Annotated in this window: 20 protein-coding genes and 2 tRNA genes; 19 read left to right on the plus strand and 3 right to left on the minus strand. The window is 71.6% G+C overall.

All coding sequences use genetic code 11. The annotated features are described in order from the left end of the window. Nucleotides 1-5: 5 nt before the first annotated feature. The 5 genes from pdxA to RGI145_RS08355 all read left to right on the plus strand — a co-directional run bounded on the left by pdxA (nucleotide 6) and on the right by RGI145_RS08355 (nucleotide 3,939). Nucleotides 6-1,031 carry a 4-hydroxythreonine-4-phosphate dehydrogenase PdxA gene (gene pdxA, locus RGI145_RS08335; protein ID WP_075797983.1) on the plus strand — a complete coding sequence of 342 codons (1,026 nt, stop codon included), beginning with the start codon at nucleotides 6-8 and terminating at the stop codon, nucleotides 1,029-1,031. Then, the gene (locus RGI145_RS08340) at nucleotides 1,028-1,762 is read left to right on the plus strand and encodes a pyridoxine 5'-phosphate synthase (protein ID WP_075797984.1); all 735 of its coding nucleotides are present in this window, start codon (nucleotides 1,028-1,030) and stop codon (nucleotides 1,760-1,762) included. The genes pdxA and RGI145_RS08340 overlap by 4 nt, the downstream gene beginning before the upstream one ends. Continuing rightward, on the plus strand, nucleotides 1,759-2,523 hold the full coding sequence (locus RGI145_RS08345; RefSeq protein ID WP_075797985.1) for a 2OG-Fe dioxygenase family protein: 765 nt from the start codon (nucleotides 1,759-1,761) through the stop codon (nucleotides 2,521-2,523). The genes RGI145_RS08340 and RGI145_RS08345 overlap by 4 nt, the downstream gene beginning before the upstream one ends. 109 nt (nucleotides 2,524-2,632) lie before the next feature. Then, nucleotides 2,633-2,992: a YXWGXW repeat-containing protein gene (locus RGI145_RS08350; RefSeq protein WP_075797986.1), complete on the plus strand. Its 360-nt coding sequence runs from the start codon at nucleotides 2,633-2,635 to the stop codon at nucleotides 2,990-2,992. Then, complete coding sequence (locus tag RGI145_RS08355) at nucleotides 2,989-3,939, plus strand: NHL repeat-containing protein (protein ID WP_156878476.1); 951 nt, start codon at nucleotides 2,989-2,991, stop codon at nucleotides 3,937-3,939. Before RGI145_RS08350 ends, RGI145_RS08355 begins: the two co-directional genes overlap by 4 nt. 27 nt (nucleotides 3,940-3,966) lie before the next feature. Here the strand turns inward: RGI145_RS08355 and RGI145_RS08360 are convergent, their stop codons facing one another. Together RGI145_RS08360 and RGI145_RS08365 are read right to left on the minus strand one after the other, a co-directional pair. Continuing rightward, nucleotides 3,967-4,737 carry an exodeoxyribonuclease III gene (locus RGI145_RS08360; RefSeq protein WP_075797988.1) on the minus strand — a complete coding sequence of 257 codons (771 nt, stop codon included), beginning with the start codon at nucleotides 4,735-4,737 and terminating at the stop codon, nucleotides 3,967-3,969. Between the two features lie 18 nt (nucleotides 4,738-4,755). Next, a complete protein-coding gene (locus RGI145_RS08365) occupies nucleotides 4,756-5,130 on the minus strand; it encodes a HesB/IscA family protein (protein ID WP_083670555.1) in 375 nt (124 codons plus the stop codon). A gap of 253 nt (nucleotides 5,131-5,383) precedes the next feature. On the opposite strand from RGI145_RS08365, the gene RGI145_RS08370 reads away from it, so the two are divergent. From RGI145_RS08370 to RGI145_RS08435, 14 genes are all read left to right on the plus strand, one after another. Further along, nucleotides 5,384-6,529, plus strand: coding sequence for a deoxyguanosinetriphosphate triphosphohydrolase (locus RGI145_RS08370; RefSeq protein ID WP_075797989.1), 1,146 nt, complete (start codon nucleotides 5,384-5,386; stop codon nucleotides 6,527-6,529). Nucleotides 6,530-6,612: 83 nt separating this feature from the next. Then, nucleotides 6,613-8,382: an arginine--tRNA ligase gene (locus tag RGI145_RS08375; protein WP_075797990.1), complete on the plus strand. Its 1,770-nt coding sequence runs from the start codon at nucleotides 6,613-6,615 to the stop codon at nucleotides 8,380-8,382. Continuing rightward, a complete protein-coding gene (locus RGI145_RS08380) occupies nucleotides 8,379-9,194 on the plus strand; it encodes an SPOR domain-containing protein (RefSeq protein ID WP_156878477.1) in 816 nt (271 codons plus the stop codon). The genes RGI145_RS08375 and RGI145_RS08380 overlap by 4 nt, the downstream gene beginning before the upstream one ends. Beyond that, a complete protein-coding gene (nagZ, locus tag RGI145_RS08385) occupies nucleotides 9,191-10,177 on the plus strand; it encodes a beta-N-acetylhexosaminidase (protein WP_083670557.1) in 987 nt (328 codons plus the stop codon). The genes RGI145_RS08380 and nagZ overlap by 4 nt, the downstream gene beginning before the upstream one ends. Before the next feature lie 20 nt (nucleotides 10,178-10,197). After that, nucleotides 10,198-10,893 carry a site-2 protease family protein gene (locus RGI145_RS08390; RefSeq protein ID WP_075797993.1) on the plus strand — a complete coding sequence of 232 codons (696 nt, stop codon included), beginning with the start codon at nucleotides 10,198-10,200 and terminating at the stop codon, nucleotides 10,891-10,893. Continuing rightward, nucleotides 10,890-11,669: a segregation and condensation protein A gene (locus tag RGI145_RS08395; protein ID WP_075797994.1), complete on the plus strand. Its 780-nt coding sequence runs from the start codon at nucleotides 10,890-10,892 to the stop codon at nucleotides 11,667-11,669. Before RGI145_RS08390 ends, RGI145_RS08395 begins: the two co-directional genes overlap by 4 nt. After that, a complete protein-coding gene (gene scpB / locus RGI145_RS08400; protein WP_075797995.1) occupies nucleotides 11,659-12,243 on the plus strand; it encodes an SMC-Scp complex subunit ScpB in 585 nt (194 codons plus the stop codon). The genes RGI145_RS08395 and scpB overlap by 11 nt, the downstream gene beginning before the upstream one ends. Nucleotides 12,244-12,425: 182 nt before the next feature. Beyond that, a complete protein-coding gene (gene tatB / locus RGI145_RS08405) occupies nucleotides 12,426-13,103 on the plus strand; it encodes a Sec-independent protein translocase protein TatB (protein ID WP_075797996.1) in 678 nt (225 codons plus the stop codon). A gap of 51 nt (nucleotides 13,104-13,154) precedes the next feature. After that, a complete protein-coding gene (gene tatC / locus RGI145_RS08410) occupies nucleotides 13,155-13,919 on the plus strand; it encodes a twin-arginine translocase subunit TatC (RefSeq protein WP_075799946.1) in 765 nt (254 codons plus the stop codon). Between the two features lie 3 nt (nucleotides 13,920-13,922). Next, a complete protein-coding gene (gene serS / locus RGI145_RS08415) occupies nucleotides 13,923-15,203 on the plus strand; it encodes a serine--tRNA ligase (RefSeq protein WP_075797997.1) in 1,281 nt (426 codons plus the stop codon). Between the two features lie 88 nt (nucleotides 15,204-15,291). Continuing rightward, a tRNA-Pro gene (locus RGI145_RS08420) sits at nucleotides 15,292-15,365 on the plus strand. A gap of 49 nt (nucleotides 15,366-15,414) precedes the next feature. Next, nucleotides 15,415-15,726 carry an ETC complex I subunit gene (locus tag RGI145_RS08425; RefSeq protein ID WP_075797998.1) on the plus strand — a complete coding sequence of 104 codons (312 nt, stop codon included), beginning with the start codon at nucleotides 15,415-15,417 and terminating at the stop codon, nucleotides 15,724-15,726. Between the two features lie 69 nt (nucleotides 15,727-15,795). Continuing rightward, nucleotides 15,796-15,872, plus strand: a tRNA-Arg gene (locus RGI145_RS08430). An 88-nt stretch (nucleotides 15,873-15,960) separates the two neighbouring features. Beyond that, nucleotides 15,961-17,109 (plus strand): acetoin utilization protein AcuC, encoded by a 1,149-nt coding sequence (locus tag RGI145_RS08435; RefSeq protein ID WP_075797999.1) that lies wholly within the window; start codon nucleotides 15,961-15,963, stop codon nucleotides 17,107-17,109. A gap of 22 nt (nucleotides 17,110-17,131) precedes the next feature. Here RGI145_RS08435 and RGI145_RS08440 read toward each other — a convergent pair whose 3' ends face one another. Further along, a complete protein-coding gene (locus tag RGI145_RS08440) occupies nucleotides 17,132-18,277 on the minus strand; it encodes a bifunctional 2-C-methyl-D-erythritol 4-phosphate cytidylyltransferase/2-C-methyl-D-erythritol 2,4-cyclodiphosphate synthase (protein ID WP_075798000.1) in 1,146 nt (381 codons plus the stop codon). Between the last annotated feature and the right edge of the window lie 205 nt (nucleotides 18,278-18,482).

Here is an 18,482-nt window from a genome sequence, read left to right on the forward strand (position 1 = left end):
CGATCATGGACGCCGATACCCTTCCCCTGGCCCTGACGATGGGCGACCCCGCCGGTATCGGCGGCGAACTGACCCTGGCCGCCTGGGAGATCGCCCGGCATGGCGAAGGGCCGGTCTTCGTGGCCCTGGACGATCCGGCACGCCTCGCGGCGCTGGCGGCCCGGCTCGGCCGGCAGGTGGCGCTGGCGGAGGTCGCCGATCCCCGCGAGGCCGCCGCGCTCTTCCCCGAGCGCCTGCCGGTGCTGCCCATGCCACTCGCCGCGCCGGCGACGCCGGGACGGCCCGACAGGGCGCATGCGCCCGCCATCCTCGCCTCGATCGAGACGGCCGTGCGGCTCGCCCAGGCGGGCAAGGTCGGCGGCCTCGTCACCAACCCGATCAGCAAGGCCTCGCTCTACGGCGCCGGATTCGGCTTTCCGGGGCACACGGAATATCTCGGCGCGCTCACCGGCCTCACCGAGCCGCCAGTGATGATGCTGGCCTGCCCGGAGCTGCGCGTGGTGCCGGTGACGATCCATGTCTCGCTGCGCCGCGCGCTGGAGGAGCTGACCACGGCGGAGATCCTCCGCACCGGGCGCGTGCTGCACCGCAGCCTCCAGGCGGATTTCGGCATCGCCACACCGCGCATCGCCGTGGCCGGGCTGAACCCCCACGCGGGGGAAGGGGGTGCCATGGGCGACGAGGAAGGGCGCATCGTCGTGCCCGCCATCGAGGCCTTGCGCGCCGAGGGGATCGACGCCTTCGGCCCGCTGCCGCCGGACACGATGTTCACGCCCCGCGCCCGCGCCGGCTATGACGCCGCGCTCTGCATGTACCACGACCAGGCGCTGATCCCGCTGAAGACGCTCGACATGGATGGCGGCGTGAACGTCACCCTGGGCCTGCCGGTGGTGCGGACCTCGCCCGACCACGGCACTGCCTTCGACATCGCCGGTCGCGGCATCGCCGAACCTGGCAGCCTCCTCGCCGCCCTCCGCATGGCGGCGGACATGGCCGCCCGCCGCAACATCCTTCCCGGAGCCGCCCCATGAGTCTTCCCATCCGGCTGGGCGTGAATGTCGATCACGTCGCCACGCTGCGGAACGCCCGCGGCGGCACGCATCCCGACCCGCTGGCGGCGGCGGTCCTGGCGCTGGAGAACGGTGCCGACAGCATCACCGTGCATCTGCGGGAAGACCGGCGGCACATCCGCGACGCCGATGTCCGCATCATGCGGGAGAAGCTCCAGGCCCCGATCAACCTGGAGATGGCCGCGACGGAGGAGATGCGGGACTTCGCCCTGGCGATCCGCCCCCATGCCGCCTGCCTGGTGCCGGAGCGCCGGGCGGAACTGACCACCGAGGGCGGGCTGGACGCCGCCGGGCTGGAGGCGCAGCTCGCCCCCATCGTGGCGGCGCTGCGCGGGGCCGGGACGCGGGTGTCGCTCTTCCTCGACCCCGACCCGCGCCAGATCGAGGCCGCCGGGCGGCTCGGCGCCGGGGCGGTGGAGTTGCACACCGGCACCTATTGCGAGGCCGCCCCCGGCGCGGCGCGGGACCGCGAACGGCAGCGCTTGGCCGAGGCGGCGCGGCAGGTCGCGGCGCTGGGCATCGAGTGCCATGCCGGGCACGGGCTGGACTATGTCACCGCCGCCGAGATGGCCGCCGTTCCGGAGATCGTGGAGCTGAACATCGGCCACTTCCTGCTCGGCCAGGCGTTGTTCGATGGCCTGGGCGCCGCCGTGCGACGCATGAAGCAGGTGATGCTGGAGCACCGTCCATGACTGTGAATACCAGAAGGCGGGAGGATCTGGCGGAGGCCATCCGTGGGTCGGGCTATGTCTTTCTCCCCGGCCACGAGGTCACGCGCCTGCTGGACCCGGCGGGGGAGGCACTGGCCAGCGCCCCGTGGAAGGAGTTCGTGGCGAGTTGGAACGACCTGCGTCCCGACACCCACATGGCCGATGGCGGTCGCTATCGCCTGCGCCGCCATGCCGTCTTCGGCGCGGCGCAGGGCGAGCCCCTGACCCAGGGCCCGCACCAGCCGCATTACCAGACCCTGCACCACAATCCGCTGAATGGCGGGCATGAGCGATGGTTCGAGCCGGTGGAGCCCGGGATCGCGGCAGGGGCGCCGCTGTCGCGCCTGCTGAGCGGGGCGCGGGCGGTGTTCGAGCTCGCCGAGACGCCGCCGCCGCGCTGGCATGTGGAGATGCACCAGTTCCGCATCGAGGCGCGCCCCAACGCCGCTGGCAAGCCGACGCCGGAGGGGATGCACCGGGACGGCGTGGATTTCGTGCTGGTCACCCTGATCGGGCGTGAGAACGTTGCGGGCGGCGTGACCGGCATCCGTGTGGACGCACAGGAGGGTGCCCCTCCCGGCGAAGCGAGCTTCACCCTGGAGAACCCGCTGGACACGGTGCTGCTGGACGACCGGCGGGTCTGGCACGGGGTGACGCCCGTGTTGCCGATCGACCCGTCGCGGCCGGGGCACCGGGACGTGCTGGTGCTGACCTTCGCCCGGCACACGCCGCACCGGGAGTGATCCAGCGCCGCCGGAAGCGGGCTGTCTTTCCCGCTTTTCATCTGGCGACACGTTCCGGGCAGGATGGCCACGGTGCATCCTGCCCGCCCTTCGCGCGGAGTCCTCTCTCTTGCCGTCCCGTCCCGCCTTTCCCACCACCCTTTGCATGACGCGCCTGGCGGCTTCGCTGACCGTCTTGACGCTCGTTGCCGGCTGCGTGCCACCGCCTCCGCCGCCCGCGATGCCGCCCCATGCCTCGCGGCAGCCCTATCCGCCTGTCCCTGTCCTCCGTGTGGAGCCGGAGCCGCCGCGCCCACCCGGCGCGGAATATGTCTGGCAGCCGGGGCACTGGCAGTGGGACGGCGTCGCCTATCGCTGGGAGCCGGGCCACTACGTGCTCCGCCATGTCGTGGGCGGAGGCGCCTGGCGGCATGGCGAATGGGTCTGGACCCGTGGCGGCTGGGCCTGGGAGCCCGGCGGCTGGCGATGACGAATAGGCTACGGCGCCGCCACCTGCTCGGCGGTGCCATGGGCCTCGGCGCCGTGGCCCTGCCGCCCGGCTCCTTGCCGGCGCAGCCCGCGCCGCCACCGGCGGTTTCCGTGCGGGACGGTATCCCCGGGGAAGCGCCGCGCTATACCGGCCGCGCGCTCAGCGCCGTGCCGAACGAGGCGGCGATGGTCCGGCGTTTCTGGGCACCGGGGCTGAACGAGGCCTATGTGCCGCAGGGCCTGACCGTGCTGGGCGACGAGATCCTGGTCGCGGCCTATCGGAGCCTGACGCACGATCAGGCGGACGGCCCTTCGCGCGTCTTCCGGTTGTCACGCCGGGACGGCAGCCTGCGGGGCAGCTTCGCGCTGCCGGAGGAATTCGGCCATCCCGGCGGCCTCGCCAGCGACGGGCGCAGGCTCTTCGCGGCGAATTCCGGCGTGATCGTGGCGTTCGACGCCACCCGCCTCGATGCGCCGGACGGGCCGAGGCCGCTTTCGGCACGGCGGGTGGATCGGTCGATGGGGCCGGCCTTCCTGGCCTGCGACGGTCAATCCCTCTGGTTCGGCCCCTGGCGCAAGAGCGGCAACCCGCGTCTCCATGCCGTGCCGGTGGCCCGTTTCCTGGAGGGGGAGGGCCACCCCGTCACCCCGGCTGACGCGGTGCGCGACATCCCGCTGCCGCTCCGGGCACAGGGGGCAGCGGCGGATGCCGAGGGGCGGATCTGGATCGCCTGCAGCGCCGGCGCCGCGCCGGGCGAGCTGCACCGGCTGGACCCCGAGGATGGCACCCGGCTGGAAAGCCATGGCGCGCCCGGCGGGATCGAGGATCTGGGCTTCGACCGGGAGGGGCTGCTCTGGTCGGTCAGCGAGGCGGGATCGCAACGCTGGAACGGCTGGCCCACCTTCTTCCCGCTGGTCTTCGCCATGGATGTGACGCGGCTGCGATAGGCACCCCGCCGGAGCGGCGGGCGATGCTCAGTCCGCCAGGTCGCACAGCACCGGCGCGTGGTCGGAGGGGCTTTCCGCCGCACGGGCAGCGACATCCACCGAGGTGCCGGTCAGCCGCTCCGCCAGATCGGCCGAAAGCAGGGCATGGTCGATGCGCAGGCCACGGTTCTGCTCGAAGGCCGGGCCATAGTCCCAGTAGGTGTAGATCGTCTCCGCCGGATGCAGTGCCCGCACCGCGTCGGTCAGGCCCAGGTTCACCAAAGCGCGGAAAGCGGCACGGCTTTCCGGCCGCACCAGCGCATCGGTGGGCGGCAGGGCGCGCGGGGCGAGGTCGGCCTCGGTGGGGCAGACGTTGAAATCGCCCAGGATGGCGAGCGGCGCGAAGCGGTCCAGCCGCTCGGCGGCCAGGGCGCGCAGGCGCTCCATCCAGCGCAGCTTGTAGGCATAGCCTTCCTCGCCGCGGGAATTGCCATTGGGCAGGTAGATGCCGATCAGGTTCATCCCCGCCGCCCGCACCTCGACGAAGCGGGCATGGTCGTCTTCCGCCTCGCCGGGCAGGGTCTCGCCGAGCACCTCGAAGGGGATGCGGGAGAGCACCGCCACGCCGTTGCGGCCGCCGGGCTGGCCCACCGCATGGCAGCGATAGCCCAGCGCCTCGAACTCCATGGCCGGGAATTCCTCCGTCTTGCACTTCAGCTCCTGAAGGAAGACGAGGTCGGGCTGTTGCCGTTCCAGCATGTGGCGAAGGTTCGGCGCACGCTTGCGCGCCGAGTTCACGTTGAAGCTGCAAAGTCGCAAGGGAGGGGTGACGCCTTCTCAGCCGACCGCGAAGGAGACGCCGCAGCCGCAGCCCGAGACGGCCTGCGGGTTGCGGACAGCGAAATGCGCGCCCATCAGCGCATCGGCCCAGTCCAGCTCCGCGCCCTGGAGGAAGTCGAGCGAGACCGGGTCGATGAAGACCGGGGCACCCTGGCCGTCCTCGGCGCGGACGACCGTGTCCTCGCCCTCCGGCTCGTCGGCGAGCTCGAACTTGTATTGCAGCCCCGAGCAGCCGCCGGCCTCGACCGCGAGGCGCAACCCGGCCTGGGGGCGGCCCTCGCGGGCGGCGATCTCGGCGATCTGCCGGTGAGCGCGCGGCGTGGCGCGGAAGGGCTGGGGAGGGGGTGTCTGGCTACCGTCCGGCATGATCATCGGGACTCCATCGGTCCCCTAGATAGGACGTCCCGCCGCCGCTTTCCAACCGCCCCCGCCACATAGGCGCGGGCCGGGCGGGGGAGGCGGGGTTGCCGCGCCCGCATGGCCGGTGCTAGGGCCGGAACCCCTTTTCCCTCCGGACAGATCCGAGCCCATCCCCGTGCAGGACCCACAATCCGCGACCCGCTCCGGTTCGCCCGCCGGTCCCGACGGGGCGTCCGGCCTTCCTTCGGGCGGTCCCGTCTCCGGCTTGGCCCCTTGGGCGGTGAACCCGGCGGCGTCGCGCGGGCGGCTGGTGGCCGAACCCGGCAGCGGGGCGCGCTCCCCCTACCAGCGGGACCGGGACCGGATCATCCACTCCACCGCCTTCCGGCGGCTGCAGTACAAGACCCAGGTCTTCATCTATCACGAGGGCGACGAGTTCCGGACGCGGCTGACCCATTCCATCGAGGTCGCCCAGATCGCCCGCTCCATCGCCCGGCAGTTGCGGCTGGACGAGGATCTGGCCGAGGCCCTGGCCCTGGCGCACGACCTGGGCCATCCGCCCTTCGGCCATGCGGGGGAGGAGGCGCTGAACGGGGTGATGCGCCCCTGGGGCGGGTTCGACCACAATGCCCAGAGCCTGAAGGCGGTGACGGCGCTGGAACGCCGCTATGCCGATTTCGACGGGCTGAACCTGACCTGGGAAACGCTGGAGGGGCTGGCCAAGCACAATGGCCCGCTGCGCCGCCCGCCGCCCTATATCGCGGAATACGACGCGCGGCATCCGCTGGAACTGTCCACCCATGCCAGCGCCGAGGCCCAGGCGGCGGCGATCGCGGACGACATCGCCTATAACAACCATGACCTGGATGACGGACTGCGGGCCGGGATCTTCACGCTGGAGGAGATCGCGCACCTGCCGCTGATCGCCGAGGCGCTGGAGGATGCGCGGGCGCATGCGCCGGAGGGCACCTCGCGAAGCCGTCTGGCGGCGGAGATCATCCGCCGGGTCATCAACGCCATGGTCAACGACGTGGTGACCGAGGCGCAGCGCCGCATCGCCATCCTGGAGCCACGCAGCGCCGACGACATCCGTGCCGCCGCCGCCCCGGTGGTGGTGTTCAGCGCCCGCATGACGGCGCTGAACGAGGAGACCCGCGCCTTCCTGAGGGAGCGCATGTACCGGCACTGGCGGGTGAACCGCACGGCGCAGAAGACCCGACGCGTGCTGCAGGTGACCTTCTCCCTGCTGCATGGCGGGCCGGACATGCTGCCGCCGGAATGGCGCGCCCAGGCGGATGGGCCGGGCAGCGCACGCACCGCGGCGGTGGTCTGCGACTATATCGCCGGCATGACCGACCGCTTCGCGCTGGAGGAGCATCGGCGCCTCACCGACCCGAACATGCCCGGATAGGCGCAGCCGGAGGTTTCCCCCCGGCAAGCCATGACGCTAGAGAGACCCTTCTTGCCCCGCGGCAAAGCCCACTAGGAACTTCCATGTCACAGGACGTTTTCCAGACCCTGCGCGCCGAGGTCGTCGCGCAGCTCCGCGCCATCCTGCCGGACCTGCCGGAAGAGGCGCTCGCCCGCGTCCTGGTGGAGCCGCCGCGCGATCCGTCCCATGGCGACATGGCGACCAATGCCGCGATGGTGGTGGCCAGGCAGGCGAAGGTTCCGCCGCCGAAGCTGGCCGCCGATCTCGCCGCGCGCCTCGCCGCCTCGCCGCTGGTGGCCGAGGCCGCCCCGGCCGGGCCGGGCTTCGTGAACCTTCGGCTGAACGAGGCCGTGCCGAGGGCCCAGATCCCCCTCGTGCTGCGGGCCGGCGAGGCCTATGGCGATGGCGGGCTGGGCGGCGGCCGCAAGGTGGATGTCGAGTATGTCTCCGCCAACCCGACCGGGCCGATGCATGTGGGCCATTGCCGCGGCGCCGTGGTGGGCGACGCGCTGGCCAACCTGCTCGGCAAGGCCGGCTGGGACGTCACCAAGGAATACTACATCAACGATGCCGGGGCGCAGGTGCAGGCGCTCGCCTGGGCGGCCTACTGGCGCTACCTCCAGGCCCTCGGCACCACGCTGACCGAGGGGGAGTTCGCGGCCGGGGTGCCCGGCGGGCTGCAGTATCGCGGCGAGTACCTGATCCCGGTGGGCGAGGCGCTGAAGGCACGGTTCGGCGACAGCTTCGCGCCGGGTGCGGCCCCCGCTGATCCGGCGCTCTGGCTCGACACGGTGCGGTCCTTCACCATCGACGCCATGATGGCCGAGATCCGCGACGACCTCGCGGCGCTGGGCGTGAATTTCGACATCTACATCAGCGAGGCGCAGCTCGTCCGCGACGGCGTGGCGGACAAGGCGATCGCCGAGCTGGCGGCCAGGGGCTATGTCTACGAGGGCGTGCTGGAGCCGCCCAAGGGCAAGACCCCCGATGACTGGGAGCCCCGGCCGCAGACCCTGTTCCGCTCCACCCAGTTCGGCGACGACGTGGACCGGCCGCTGCGCAAGAGCGATGGCTCCAACACCTATTTCGCCAACGACATCGGCAACCATGCCGACAAGATCGCGCGCGGCTTCGACGAGCTGGTGCAGGTCTGGGGCGCCGACCATGGCGGCTACGTCAAGCGGATGCAGGCGGCGGTGAAGGCGCTGTCCGGCGACCGGCCGGTGCCGCTGGACGTGGTGCTGGCGCAGATCGTGAAGGTGATGAAGAACGGCGAGCCGGTGCGGATGAGCAAGCGCGCCGGCACCTATGTCACCCTGCGCGACCTGATCGACGAGGTGGGCAGGGACGCGGTCCGCTTCACCATGCTGACCCGCAAGGCCGATGCCCAGATGGAGTTCGACCTGGACAAGGTGGTCGAGCAGTCGCGCGACAACCCGGTCTTCTATGTCCAGTACGCCCATGCCCGCTGCCGCTCCGTGCTGCGCCAGGCGGGGGACCCGGCACAGGCGGAGCTGGCGGAAGCCCCGATGGATTCGCTCTCCGATCCCGCCGAGATGGCGCTGATCCGGCGCATCATGGCCTGGCCGCGCACGGTGGAGGCTGCTGCTGCGGCGCGGGAACCGCATCGGATTGCGTTCTATCTGGGTGACTTGGCGGCGGACTTTCACCTATTGTGGAACCGGGGCCGCGATGACGCGACCCTGCGCTTCATCCGGGAGGAAGACCCGGCCGCCACGCGTGCGAGGCTTGCCCTCGTCGCCGCCACGGCCCTGGTGATCCGCTCGGGCCTGCGCGTCATGGGGGTGACGCCAGTCGAGGAGATGCGGTGAGCGAGTTCCATACTGTCCCGTCCTATCGGGTTCAGCGCCAGAGCAGTGGGGGATTGCCCTGGCGCATGCTGGCCGTGGCCGGCGGGCTGACCGCCGTGCTGGGGGTTGGCGCGGCAGCCGTGTGGGGCGTGTCGCGTGCCGTCTCCAACGGCGTCCCGGTGATCGAGGCCGACAGCCGGCCGCTGCGCATTCGCCCGGACGATCCCGGCGGCCTGCGCGTCGCCAACCAGGGCGAGCGCATCTTCGAGACGCAGAACCAGCCACAGCGCGCGCGTTCCGCTCAGCCGGGCGTGCCGGCCCAGGCGCAGGTCGCCCCGGCGCCCGAGCAGCCGGACCTGGACGCCCTGCGGCAGGCGGCCCAGGCCTCGCGTCTGGCGCAGCGCAGCCAGACGCCCGCGGCGACCCCGGTCGTGCCTACGGCTCCGGTGGCCGAGGCGCCGGCATCCCAGGCCCCGGTGGAGGCAACGCCCGTCACCCCGCCGCCGGCCCCCGTGGCGCGGGCGCCCGAACCCGCTCCACGCCAGGAGCCGCGCCCCGAGCCCGCCAGGGCGGCGACGGGCGGCGGTGCCCTGGTGCAGCTTGGCGCCCTGGGCAGCGAGGAGGCCGCCCATACCGAATGGAACCGGCTGAAGGGGCGCCTCGGCGGGCTGCTGGCCGACCGGCGGCCCATGGTGGTGCGCTTCGAGCGCCCCGGCATGCCGACCATGTGGCGCCTGCGCACCAGCGGCTTCAGTGACGCCGCCGCCGCCCGCAGCTTCTGCGAGGCGGCCAAGGCCAAGGGCGCCCCGGCCTGCGCGGCGATCGGCGGATGAGCCGCGCCGCCATGCCCGCCGCCGCGATCCTCGGCATCTCCGGCACCAGCCTGACGCCGGAGGAGGCGGCGCTGTTCCGCCGCCACCGGCCGGCCGGGGCCATCCTCTTCGCGCGCAACGTCGCCGACCCGGCGCAGCTCCGCTCCCTGACCTCCGCGCTGCGCGAGGTGCTGGGGGAGGAAGCGCCGATCCTGGTGGACCAGGAAGGCGGCCGCGTCGCCCGGCTGCGTCCGCCGCACTGGCCAACCTTCCCCCCGGGCGCAAGCTTCGAGGGCCGCCCGGAGGCGGCGCTGGAGAATGCGGCGCTGCTGGGCGCCACCTGCCTGGAGATGGGGCTGGACGTGGTCTGCGCCCCGGTGCTCGACCTGCGCCATCCCGGCGCGCATGATGTGATCGGCGACCGCGCCTTCTCCGAGGACCCGGCCGAGGTGGCGCGGATCGGTGCGGCCTGGATCGCCGGGCTGCGGGCCGCCGGCTGCATCCCGGTCATCAAGCACATCCCCGGCCATGGTCGCGCCATGGCGGACAGCCATCTCGACCTGCCGCGCGTGTCCGCCACGCGGAGGGAGCTGGAGGCGGACCTCTTCCCCTTCCAGGCGATCTGCCGCCCCGATTCCGGGCGCGGCGCCTGGGCGATGACGGCGCATATCCTCTATGACGCGCTGGACCCGGACCGCCCCGCCACGCTGTCGCCACGCGTGATCGAAGGCGTGATCCGCGACGAGGTGGGCTTCGACGGGCTGCTCCTGTCCGACGACCTTGCCATGAAGGCACTGTCCGGGAAGCCGGAGGATCTGGCTGTGCAGGCGCTCGATGCCGGTTGCGACGTGGTGCTGCACTGCCCCGGCATCCTGGCCGAGAACGCCGCGTTGCTGGAAGCCTGCCCGCGCCTGACCGACCGCGCCGCGGAGCGGATGGAGGAGGCCCGCGCCACCGCGCTCGCTTCCCGCCGCCCGCTCGGCGCCGTCTCGGCTTCGGTCTGAGCCCGGTTCCGCTTCCCGTCATGCCCGAATGGCTTCCGGAACTCCTGGCGGCGGCGATCGCCGCCATCCTGGCGATCACCCTGCACGAGGCGGCGCATGGCTATGCCGCGCTCTGGCTCGGCGATGATACGGCGCAACGGGCGGGACGACTCAGCCTGAACCCGATCCGGCATGTGGACCCGGTGGGTACGGTGCTGGTGCCCGGCTTCCTGGTCATCTCCCAGCTCCTGACCATCGGCACGGTGCAGGTCATGTTCGGCTGGGCCAAGCCGGTGCCGGTGAATCCGTTCCGCCTGCGCAATCCCCGCTTCGGCATGGTGGCCGTCGCGGCGGCAGGGCCGGCGATCAACATGGTCCTGGCCTTCCTGGCCGCGTTGTCCGGCCATGTGGTGGATGCCGTGACGCTGCCACCGGAACTCTCCGCCTGGGTCTATCGCCTGCTTTCGCTGATGATCCTGTCCAATCTGCTGCTGGGGCTGTTCAACCTGATCCCCATTCCGCCGATGGATGGCGGCCGCATCCTGGGCGGGCTGCTGCCGCCCCGGCTGGGCATCCCCTTCCTGCGGCTGGACCGTCTGGGCCTGCTGCTGGTGGTGCTGGTGCTGTTCATCCTGCCGCAGCTTTCCTCGGCCTGGGACCCGATGGGCTGGCTGATGCGCTACGCGGTCGGCCCGGCCTTCAACGTCGTCATGCGCGCGGCGGGATACGGGCTGTGAGCGGCGCGTCGCCGGAGCCCCAGGCGCTCCTGCTGCGGCTGGAGGGCTACGAGGGCCCGCTGGATCTGCTGCTGGAACTGGCACGCGCGCAGAAGGTCGATCTGGCGAGGCTCGATATCCTGGCGCTGGTGGACCAGTACCTCGCGGTGATCGAGGGCGCGCGCCGGGTACGGCTGGAACTGGCCGCCGACTGGCTGGTCATGGCCGCCTGGCTCGCCTGGCTGAAGTCGCGCCTGCTGCTGCCCGATCCGGAGCCGGACGAGGATGCCGAGGCCGCCACCGTCTCGCTCACCGACCGCCTCCAGGGGCTGGAGATGCTGCGCGCCGGGGCCGCCTGGCTGGACGGACAGCCCATGCTGGGACGCGATTTCTTCGGACGCGGCCAGCCCGAATCCCTGGTGCAGCGACGGGACGGGGAGCTGGAGGCCGACCTGCCCGGCCTGCTGCATGCCTGGGCCACCGCCATCCGCCGAGCCGATTCGCGCCGGCCCTATGTCCCGAAGCCCCGCAAGCTCTGGACGGTGGGCGAGGCGCTGAGCCGGCTGGAACGGCTGATCGGCGCCGCCGGGCCGGATTGGGGGGCGCTGGAGCGCTTCCTGCCGGAAGGGCTGGCGCTTGATCCGGTGGAACGCCGCGCGGCCATCGCCAGCACGCTGATCGCCGGGCTGGAGCTGGCCAGGCATGGCGGGCTGGAGCTGCGGCAGGAGGCGGCCTTCGGCCCGATCCTGCTGCGCGCCGCCCGGATGAGCGAGGAGGACACCGCCGATGCTGCCTGAGGCCGCGCTGCGCATCGCCGAGGCGCTGATCTTCGCCGCCGACCGGCCAGTCACCACCGCCCGGCTGGCTCAGGCCCTGGGGATCGGCGGCGACGAGCGGGATTCGCTCGACCCCGCCGCGATCCTGCAGACGCTGCGCGACCGCTATGCCGGGCGGGGCGTGGAGCTGGTGGAGGCGGGCGGCGGCTGGAGTTTCCGCACCGCGCCCGATCTGGCGCCGTTGCTGACCCGGGTGGTGGAGGTGCCGAAGCGCCTGCCCCGCGCCGCCATGGAGGTGCTGGCGGCCATCGCCTGGCGCCAGCCGGTGACGCGGGCCGAGATCGAGGAGCTGCGGGGCGCTTCGGTCTCCCAGACCTCGCTGGAGGCACTGCTGGAGGCCGGGCTGGTCGCCCCGCGCGGGCGCAAGGAAAGCCCCGGCCGTCCGGTGCTCTGGGGCACCACGCCGCGCTTCCTGGAGCATTTCAACCTGCGCTCCCTGGCCGAGCTGCCCCGGCAGGAGGATCTCGTCGCCCGCGACGCGCCGGTGGTGCTGATCGAAACGCGGGAGGACGAGGTGGAAGCGGCGGGTTCCTGAACGCGGCTTCATCCGCCGAGGGGCCGGAGAAAGGGGGCAGGGGGGTTTCGCTCGGCCTGCCGCCGGTCCAGATAGGAGGCAGGCGCATTGGCGCGCCCGGGCGTTCCTGCTAACGGAGACAGCGCCTTTTCCGAACCCGGCGGCCTCCGGGACACGACCTCTATAGGGCTTGAGCGAAGCACATGTTCGACCTCGCCTGGTCCGAGATCGCGGTCATCGTCGTGGTGGCGATCGTCGTGATCGGCCCGAAGGACCTTCCGGACACCATCCGCACCGTGGCCAAGGGCATCGGCAAGCTGCGCCGCATGGCGGGCGAGCTTCAGGGTCACCTGGACGAGGTCGTGCGCGAGGCGAAGCTGGAGGATGTGCGCGACCAGATCCGCGACATCCGGAACTTCGACATCAAGGGCGAGATCCAGCGCGCCGTGGACAAGGACGGTTCGATCCGCTCCGCCCTCAACGACGATCCCTTCCGCGCCCAGCCCGCGACCCCGTCCGCCGATGCCGCACCAGCCGTCCAGGCCGCCCCGGTGGGCGAGGCGACGCCCGCGGGTGCCGGCACGGACGCCACCGCCGTGGCGGCGGACCCCGATCCGGCCCGGGCCGCGGATGCGCCTCTCTCCACCGCTCCGGTCCAGGAGGCTGCGGCCCCTGCCGGCCCCGGCGAGGCGATCCCGACCGAGCCGCTGACGCCGGTCCCGGCCTCCGCCCGGCTGCAGCCCTCACCGTCCGGCACACTATCCGTTCCTGACGCGACGACGCCCGCCCGTGACGCAGCGGCGCCCGCCGTGCCCCCGGCCCGGACCGTGGAAGCCCAGATCCCGCCGGCCACCGAGCCGGCCAACACCCACAAAGCCTGAAAAAGACCGCCTGTGCCCCGCGATCCGGACGATACGATCAACGACAAGCCGATGCCGTTGATCGAGCATCTGCTCGAACTCCGCACCCGTCTGCTCTGGTCCTTCGGGGCCTTCTTCGTCGCCTTCGCGATCTGCTACTACTTCTCCACGCAGATCTACGGCTTCCTGGCGCGGCCGCTGGCCGACATCCTGCAGCAGCAGGGCGCGGGCGAGCGGCGGATGATCTTCACCGCGCTCTACGAGGCCTTCTTCACCTATCTGCGGGTGGCCTTCTTCGGGGCGGTGTTCATCTCCTTCCCCGTCTGGGCCACGCAGCTCTGGCTCTTCATCGCGCCGGGCCTTTACCGCTCCGAAAAGCGGGCGGTGATGCCCTTCCTGATCGCCTCGCCGATCCTCTTCGTCATGGGCGCGGCGCTGGCCTACTACTTCATCTTCCCGCTGGCCTGGCGCTTCTTCATCTCCTTCGAATCCCCGGGGGGCGCCGCGGGCGGCCTGCCGGTGCAGCTCGAAGCCAAGGTGAGCGAGTACCTCTCGCTCGTCATGCACATGATCCTGGCCTTCGGCGCGGCCTTCCAGCTTCCGGTGGCGCTGACGCTGATGGCGCGGGTCGGCATCGTGACGGTGGACCAGCTCAAGAAGGGCCGCCGCTATGCCATCGTCGGCATGTTCATCGCCGCGGCGGTGCTGACGCCGCCGGACGTGATCAGCCAGGTCGGCCTCGCCGTGCCGCTGCTGCTGCTCTACGAGCTGTCCATCATCGCGGCGACCTGGATGAACCGCCCGAAGAAGACCCCGGCCGACAAAACGAAGACCTGACCGATGCATGATATCCGCGCGATCCGCGCCAACCCGGAAGCCTTCGACGCTGGCATGGCCCGCCGCGGCCTGCCACCCGCCGCGGAACGCCTGATCTCCCTGGATGCTGCGCGCCGCACCGCGACCACGGCCGTCGAGGAGGCGCGCGCCGCCCGCAACAAGAAGAGCCGCGAGGTCGGCGCGCTGAAGGGCGCCGGCCGGCATGACGAGGCGCAGGCGCTGATCGACGAGCTGGCGGCGAGCGAGCGTGTTTCCGGAGAGGCCCTGTCGCAGGCCGAAGCGGCGCTGCGCGATGCGCTGGCGGAACTGCCCGCCCTGCTGGCCGATGACGTGCCCGAGGGCGCGGACGAGAGCAGCAACGTGATGCTGCACCAGCATGGCGCGCCGCCCAACTTCCCCTTCCAGCCGAAGCAGCATTTCGAGCTGGGCGAGGCGATGGGGCTGATGGATTTCGCCGCCGCCGCCAAGCTGTCCGGGGCGCGCTTCACCGTGCTGCGCGGGGCGCTGGCGCGGCTGGAGCGGGCGCTGGGCAACTGGATGGTGAACCTCCATGCCGAGCACGGCTACGAGGAGATCTCGGTCCCGCTGATGGTGAATGACGAGGCGGTCTTCGGCACGGCGCAGTTGCCGAAATTCGCCGAGGACCTGTTCCGCACCACCGACGGCCGCTGGCTGATCCCGACTGCCGAGGTGCCGCTGACCAACCTCGCCGCCGGGGAGATCCTGACGGATGCCGTCCTGCCGCAGCGCTACACGGCGCTGAGCTATTGCTTCCGCTCCGAGGCGGGCTCGGCCGGGCGCGACACACGCGGCATGCTGCGGCAGCACCAGTTCATGAAGGCCGAGATGGTCTCCATCACCCGGCCCGAGGATTCGGCCGAGGAGCACGAGCGCATGACCCGCTGCGCCGAGCGCGTGCTGAGCGAGCTCGGGCTGGTCTGGCGGCGGATCGTGCTCTGCGCGGGCGATACCGGCTTCGCCTCCAGTAAGACCTATGATCTGGAGGTCTGGCTGCCGGGGCAGGGGGCGTGGCGGGAAATCTCCTCCTGCTCGAACATGCTGGACTTCCAGGCCCGGCGGATGAACGCCCGCTATCGCCCGAAGGACGAGCCCGGTGGGAAGAAGGCCCAGCCGGCCTTCGTCCACACCATGAACGGCTCCGGCGTCGCGGTGGGCCGCGCGCTGATCGCGGTGATGGAGACGCACCAGCAGGAGGACGGCTCGGTGCTGGTGCCGGAGGTGCTGCGCCCCTGGATGGGTGGGCTGGAGCGCATCGGCCCCTGACGTCATGGCCCCCGGCGGCAAAGCCACGGGGGTGCCTTGCGTCCGGGCCCGCCTGCCCATAGGTTCCGCGCGCAAGCACTTTCCGGCACGGGGCGTGGCGCAGCCTGGTAGCGCGCCTGTTTTGGGTACAGGAGGTCGTGGGTTCGAGTCCCGCCGCCCCGATACCGGCAAGGGTTCCTGGGATTACGCCACAGGTTTCAGAAGGTACGGCATGAGCAAGGCGCGCATCTACAATCCCCCGAAAAGCGCGATGCAGTCCGGCCAGGCCCGAACCCATGGCTGGGTCCTGCGGCATGTGCCCGACCAGCCGAAGCGAATCGACCCGCTGATGGGCTGGACCGGCTCCGCCGACACGGAACAGCAGGTCGTCCTCCGCTTCGAGACTCTGCAGGAGGCTGAGGACTATGCCCGGGCGAACGGCATCGAGTACGAGGTCGAGGCCCGGCGGCAGGTTCCGGCCCTGAAGCCCAAGTCCTATTCGGATAACTTCCGCTGGGGCCGCAAGCAGAACTGGACCCACTGACCGCCGCTTGTCGCTTCTCGCCCCGGTGATCCTGCGCTAGAGCAGAGCACGATCAGGCGGTATCGCGCAGCGCCCTTAGCTCAACTGGACAGAGCAACCGGCTTCTACCCGGTTGGTTGGGGGTTCGAGTCCCTCAGGGCGCGCCAGCCATCCGTCTGACATGTCATCGATATTTCTTTGACATGAGGCCTTGCCCTCTCGACAGCGTCGGCGGCCTGCCGACATGCCGGGGCGATGCAGCAAGAGTCCAACGCCATCCGGCAGATTCCCACATCGGCGAGTCCTGTCCTGATCGGATCGGAGATCTACCGCCACTCCACCTATGGCGGGAAACATCCGCTGGCTATCGCCCGCGTTTCCACCGCGCTGGACCTGATCCGCGCCCTGGGCTGGCTGAACCAGGAACGCTACCGCGACAGTCCGATGGCCACGCCGGAGCAACTGGCCCGTTTCCACACGCCGGACTACATCGCCGCCCTGCAAAGGGCCGAGGCCGAGCAGGCGGCGGACGAAACGATGCGCGAGCGCCATCACCTGGGCGCCCATGGCAACCCCATCTACCGCGAGGTCTTCCGCCGCCCGGCGACGGGGGCGGGAGGCGCGATCCTGGCGGCCCAACTGGTGCGGCATGGCGGCATCGCCCATGTGCCGGGCGCCGGCACCCACCACGCCATGCCCGACCGGGCCAGCGGCTTCTGCTATGTCAACGACGTGGCGCTGGGGATTTTCGCCCTTGTGGATGCCGGGCTGGAGCGCGTCCTCTATGTCGATATCGACGCGCATCACGGCGACGGGGTGGAACTCGCCTTCCACGATGATCCGCGTGTCTTCACGCTCTCCGTCCACGAGGCCAATCGCTGGCCGCGCACCGGTCGCATTGAGGACCGGGCGGGAGGCTACGCCCGCAACATCCCGGTCCCGGAAGGATTCAACGACAGCGAGATGGACTGGGTGCTCCGCAACGCCATCCTGCCGGTCGCGAGGCACCTGCGGCCCCAGGCGATCGTGCTGCAATGCGGCTCCGACGCCGTGGAGGAGGACCCGCTGTCCCGGCTGGCCCTGTCCAACAACAGCCATTTCGCGGTGGTGGGGGCGCTGCGGGGCCTGGCGCCGCGCCTCATCGTCACCGGCGGCGGAGGCTACAACCCCTGGTCCGTCGGGCGTTGCTGGGCCGGGGTCTGGGCCACGTTGAACGACCTGCCCATCCCCGCCCGGCTGCCACCGGCGGCCGAGGCGGTGCTGCGCGGCCTGTCCTGGTTCCGCGCTGCGGGCCGGGAGCCGCCGGAGCACTGGTTCACCACGCTGCGGGACGAGTTCCGCCCGGGTCCCGTGCGGGCGGAGATCCGCGAGCTTTGCGCCATCACCTTGCGTGACCTTCCCTGACCGGGATGGCCGCGCCGGAGGATCAATCCGGCAGCAGGACCGAAACCGCCGCCTGGGCGGCGATGCCCTCGCCCCGCCCGGTGAAGCCCAGGCGCTCGGAGGTGGTGGCCTTCACCGAGACGCGGCCCAGGGGAATTCCCATCAGCTCGGCTAGGCGGGCGCGCATGGCGGGGGCATGAGGGGTGATCTTGGGGCGCTCGCAGATCAGGGTGACATCGGCATTGGCGATCAGCCCGCCGCGCTCCCGCACCAGACCGGCCGCGTGGCGCAGGAAGCGGGCGCTGTCCGCGTCCTTCCACTGTGCCTCGGAGGGCGGGAAATGCCGTCCGATATCGCCCTCCGCCATGGCGCCATAGATCGCGTCGCAGAGGGCGTGGATGCCGACATCCGCGTCCGAATGCCCGTCCAGGCCCATCTCGTGCTCGATCTGCACGCCGCACAGGATCATCGGCCGCCCGGCCACCATCCGGTGCACGTCATAGCCCGTGCCGACACGCGGCAGCAGGGCGCCGCGCCGCGCGGCCTCCAGCCGCTCCAGATCGCTGGGATAGGTCACTTTCACATTCTCCTCCGACCCCGGCACCAGGGCCACCGAGTGTCCGGCCGCTTCCAGCAGCGCGGCGTCGTCCGTGGCGCCGACCGGCCCGTTCCGGTGCGCCTCCAGCAGCGTGGCGAAGCGGAAGCCCTGCGGTGTCTGCGCCCGGAACAGGTTGTCGCGCGGCACGGTGCCGGCGATCACGCCCTCGCCGCACAGCTTCAGCGTGTCGCTGACCGGCAGGGCGGGGATCGCCCCGTGATGCCGCTCCAGCGCCTCGACCACGGCGCGGACCGTGCCCGGCGGCAGCACCGGGCGGGCCGCGTCATGCACCAGGACGAAGTCCGGCGGATTCGCCGCCAGGGCTTCCAGCCCGGCCCGCACGCTGTCCTGCCGCGCGATGCCGCCCGGCACGGGAGGCAGGACGGGCAGGCCGTCGAGGATGCCGCTCACCCGCGCCTCCTCCCCGGCGGAGCAGACCGGCAGCACGGCCTCCACCAGCCCGTCCGCCAGCAGCGCCTCGGCGGCATGGCGCAGCACCGGCCGGCCGGCCAGGGCGAGGAACTGCTTGGGTTCCGCGGCGCCGAAGCGCTGGCCGCGACCGGCGGCCACCAGAAGCGCGACGACGCGCATTCGCTGAACTCCCTGCTGGATAGGGTCATGCGGGATCGGACCACGGGTTCCGAGCCGCTTTTCCAGAGCAGATCTGCCCCGGGCGGCGCAAACTAGCCGCGCGGGATGGCGGCGCCCAGGGGGGCGGGAGCGGTAGGGAAGGAGGATGGTGGGCGAAGCAGAGGCCGCGGGAGGGGCTCCGGCGAACGCTCCTTCGTGTGCATTG

Origin of the sequence: Roseomonas gilardii (assembly GCF_001941945.1) — a bacterium.
GTDB lineage: Bacteria > Pseudomonadota > Alphaproteobacteria > Acetobacterales > Acetobacteraceae > Roseomonas.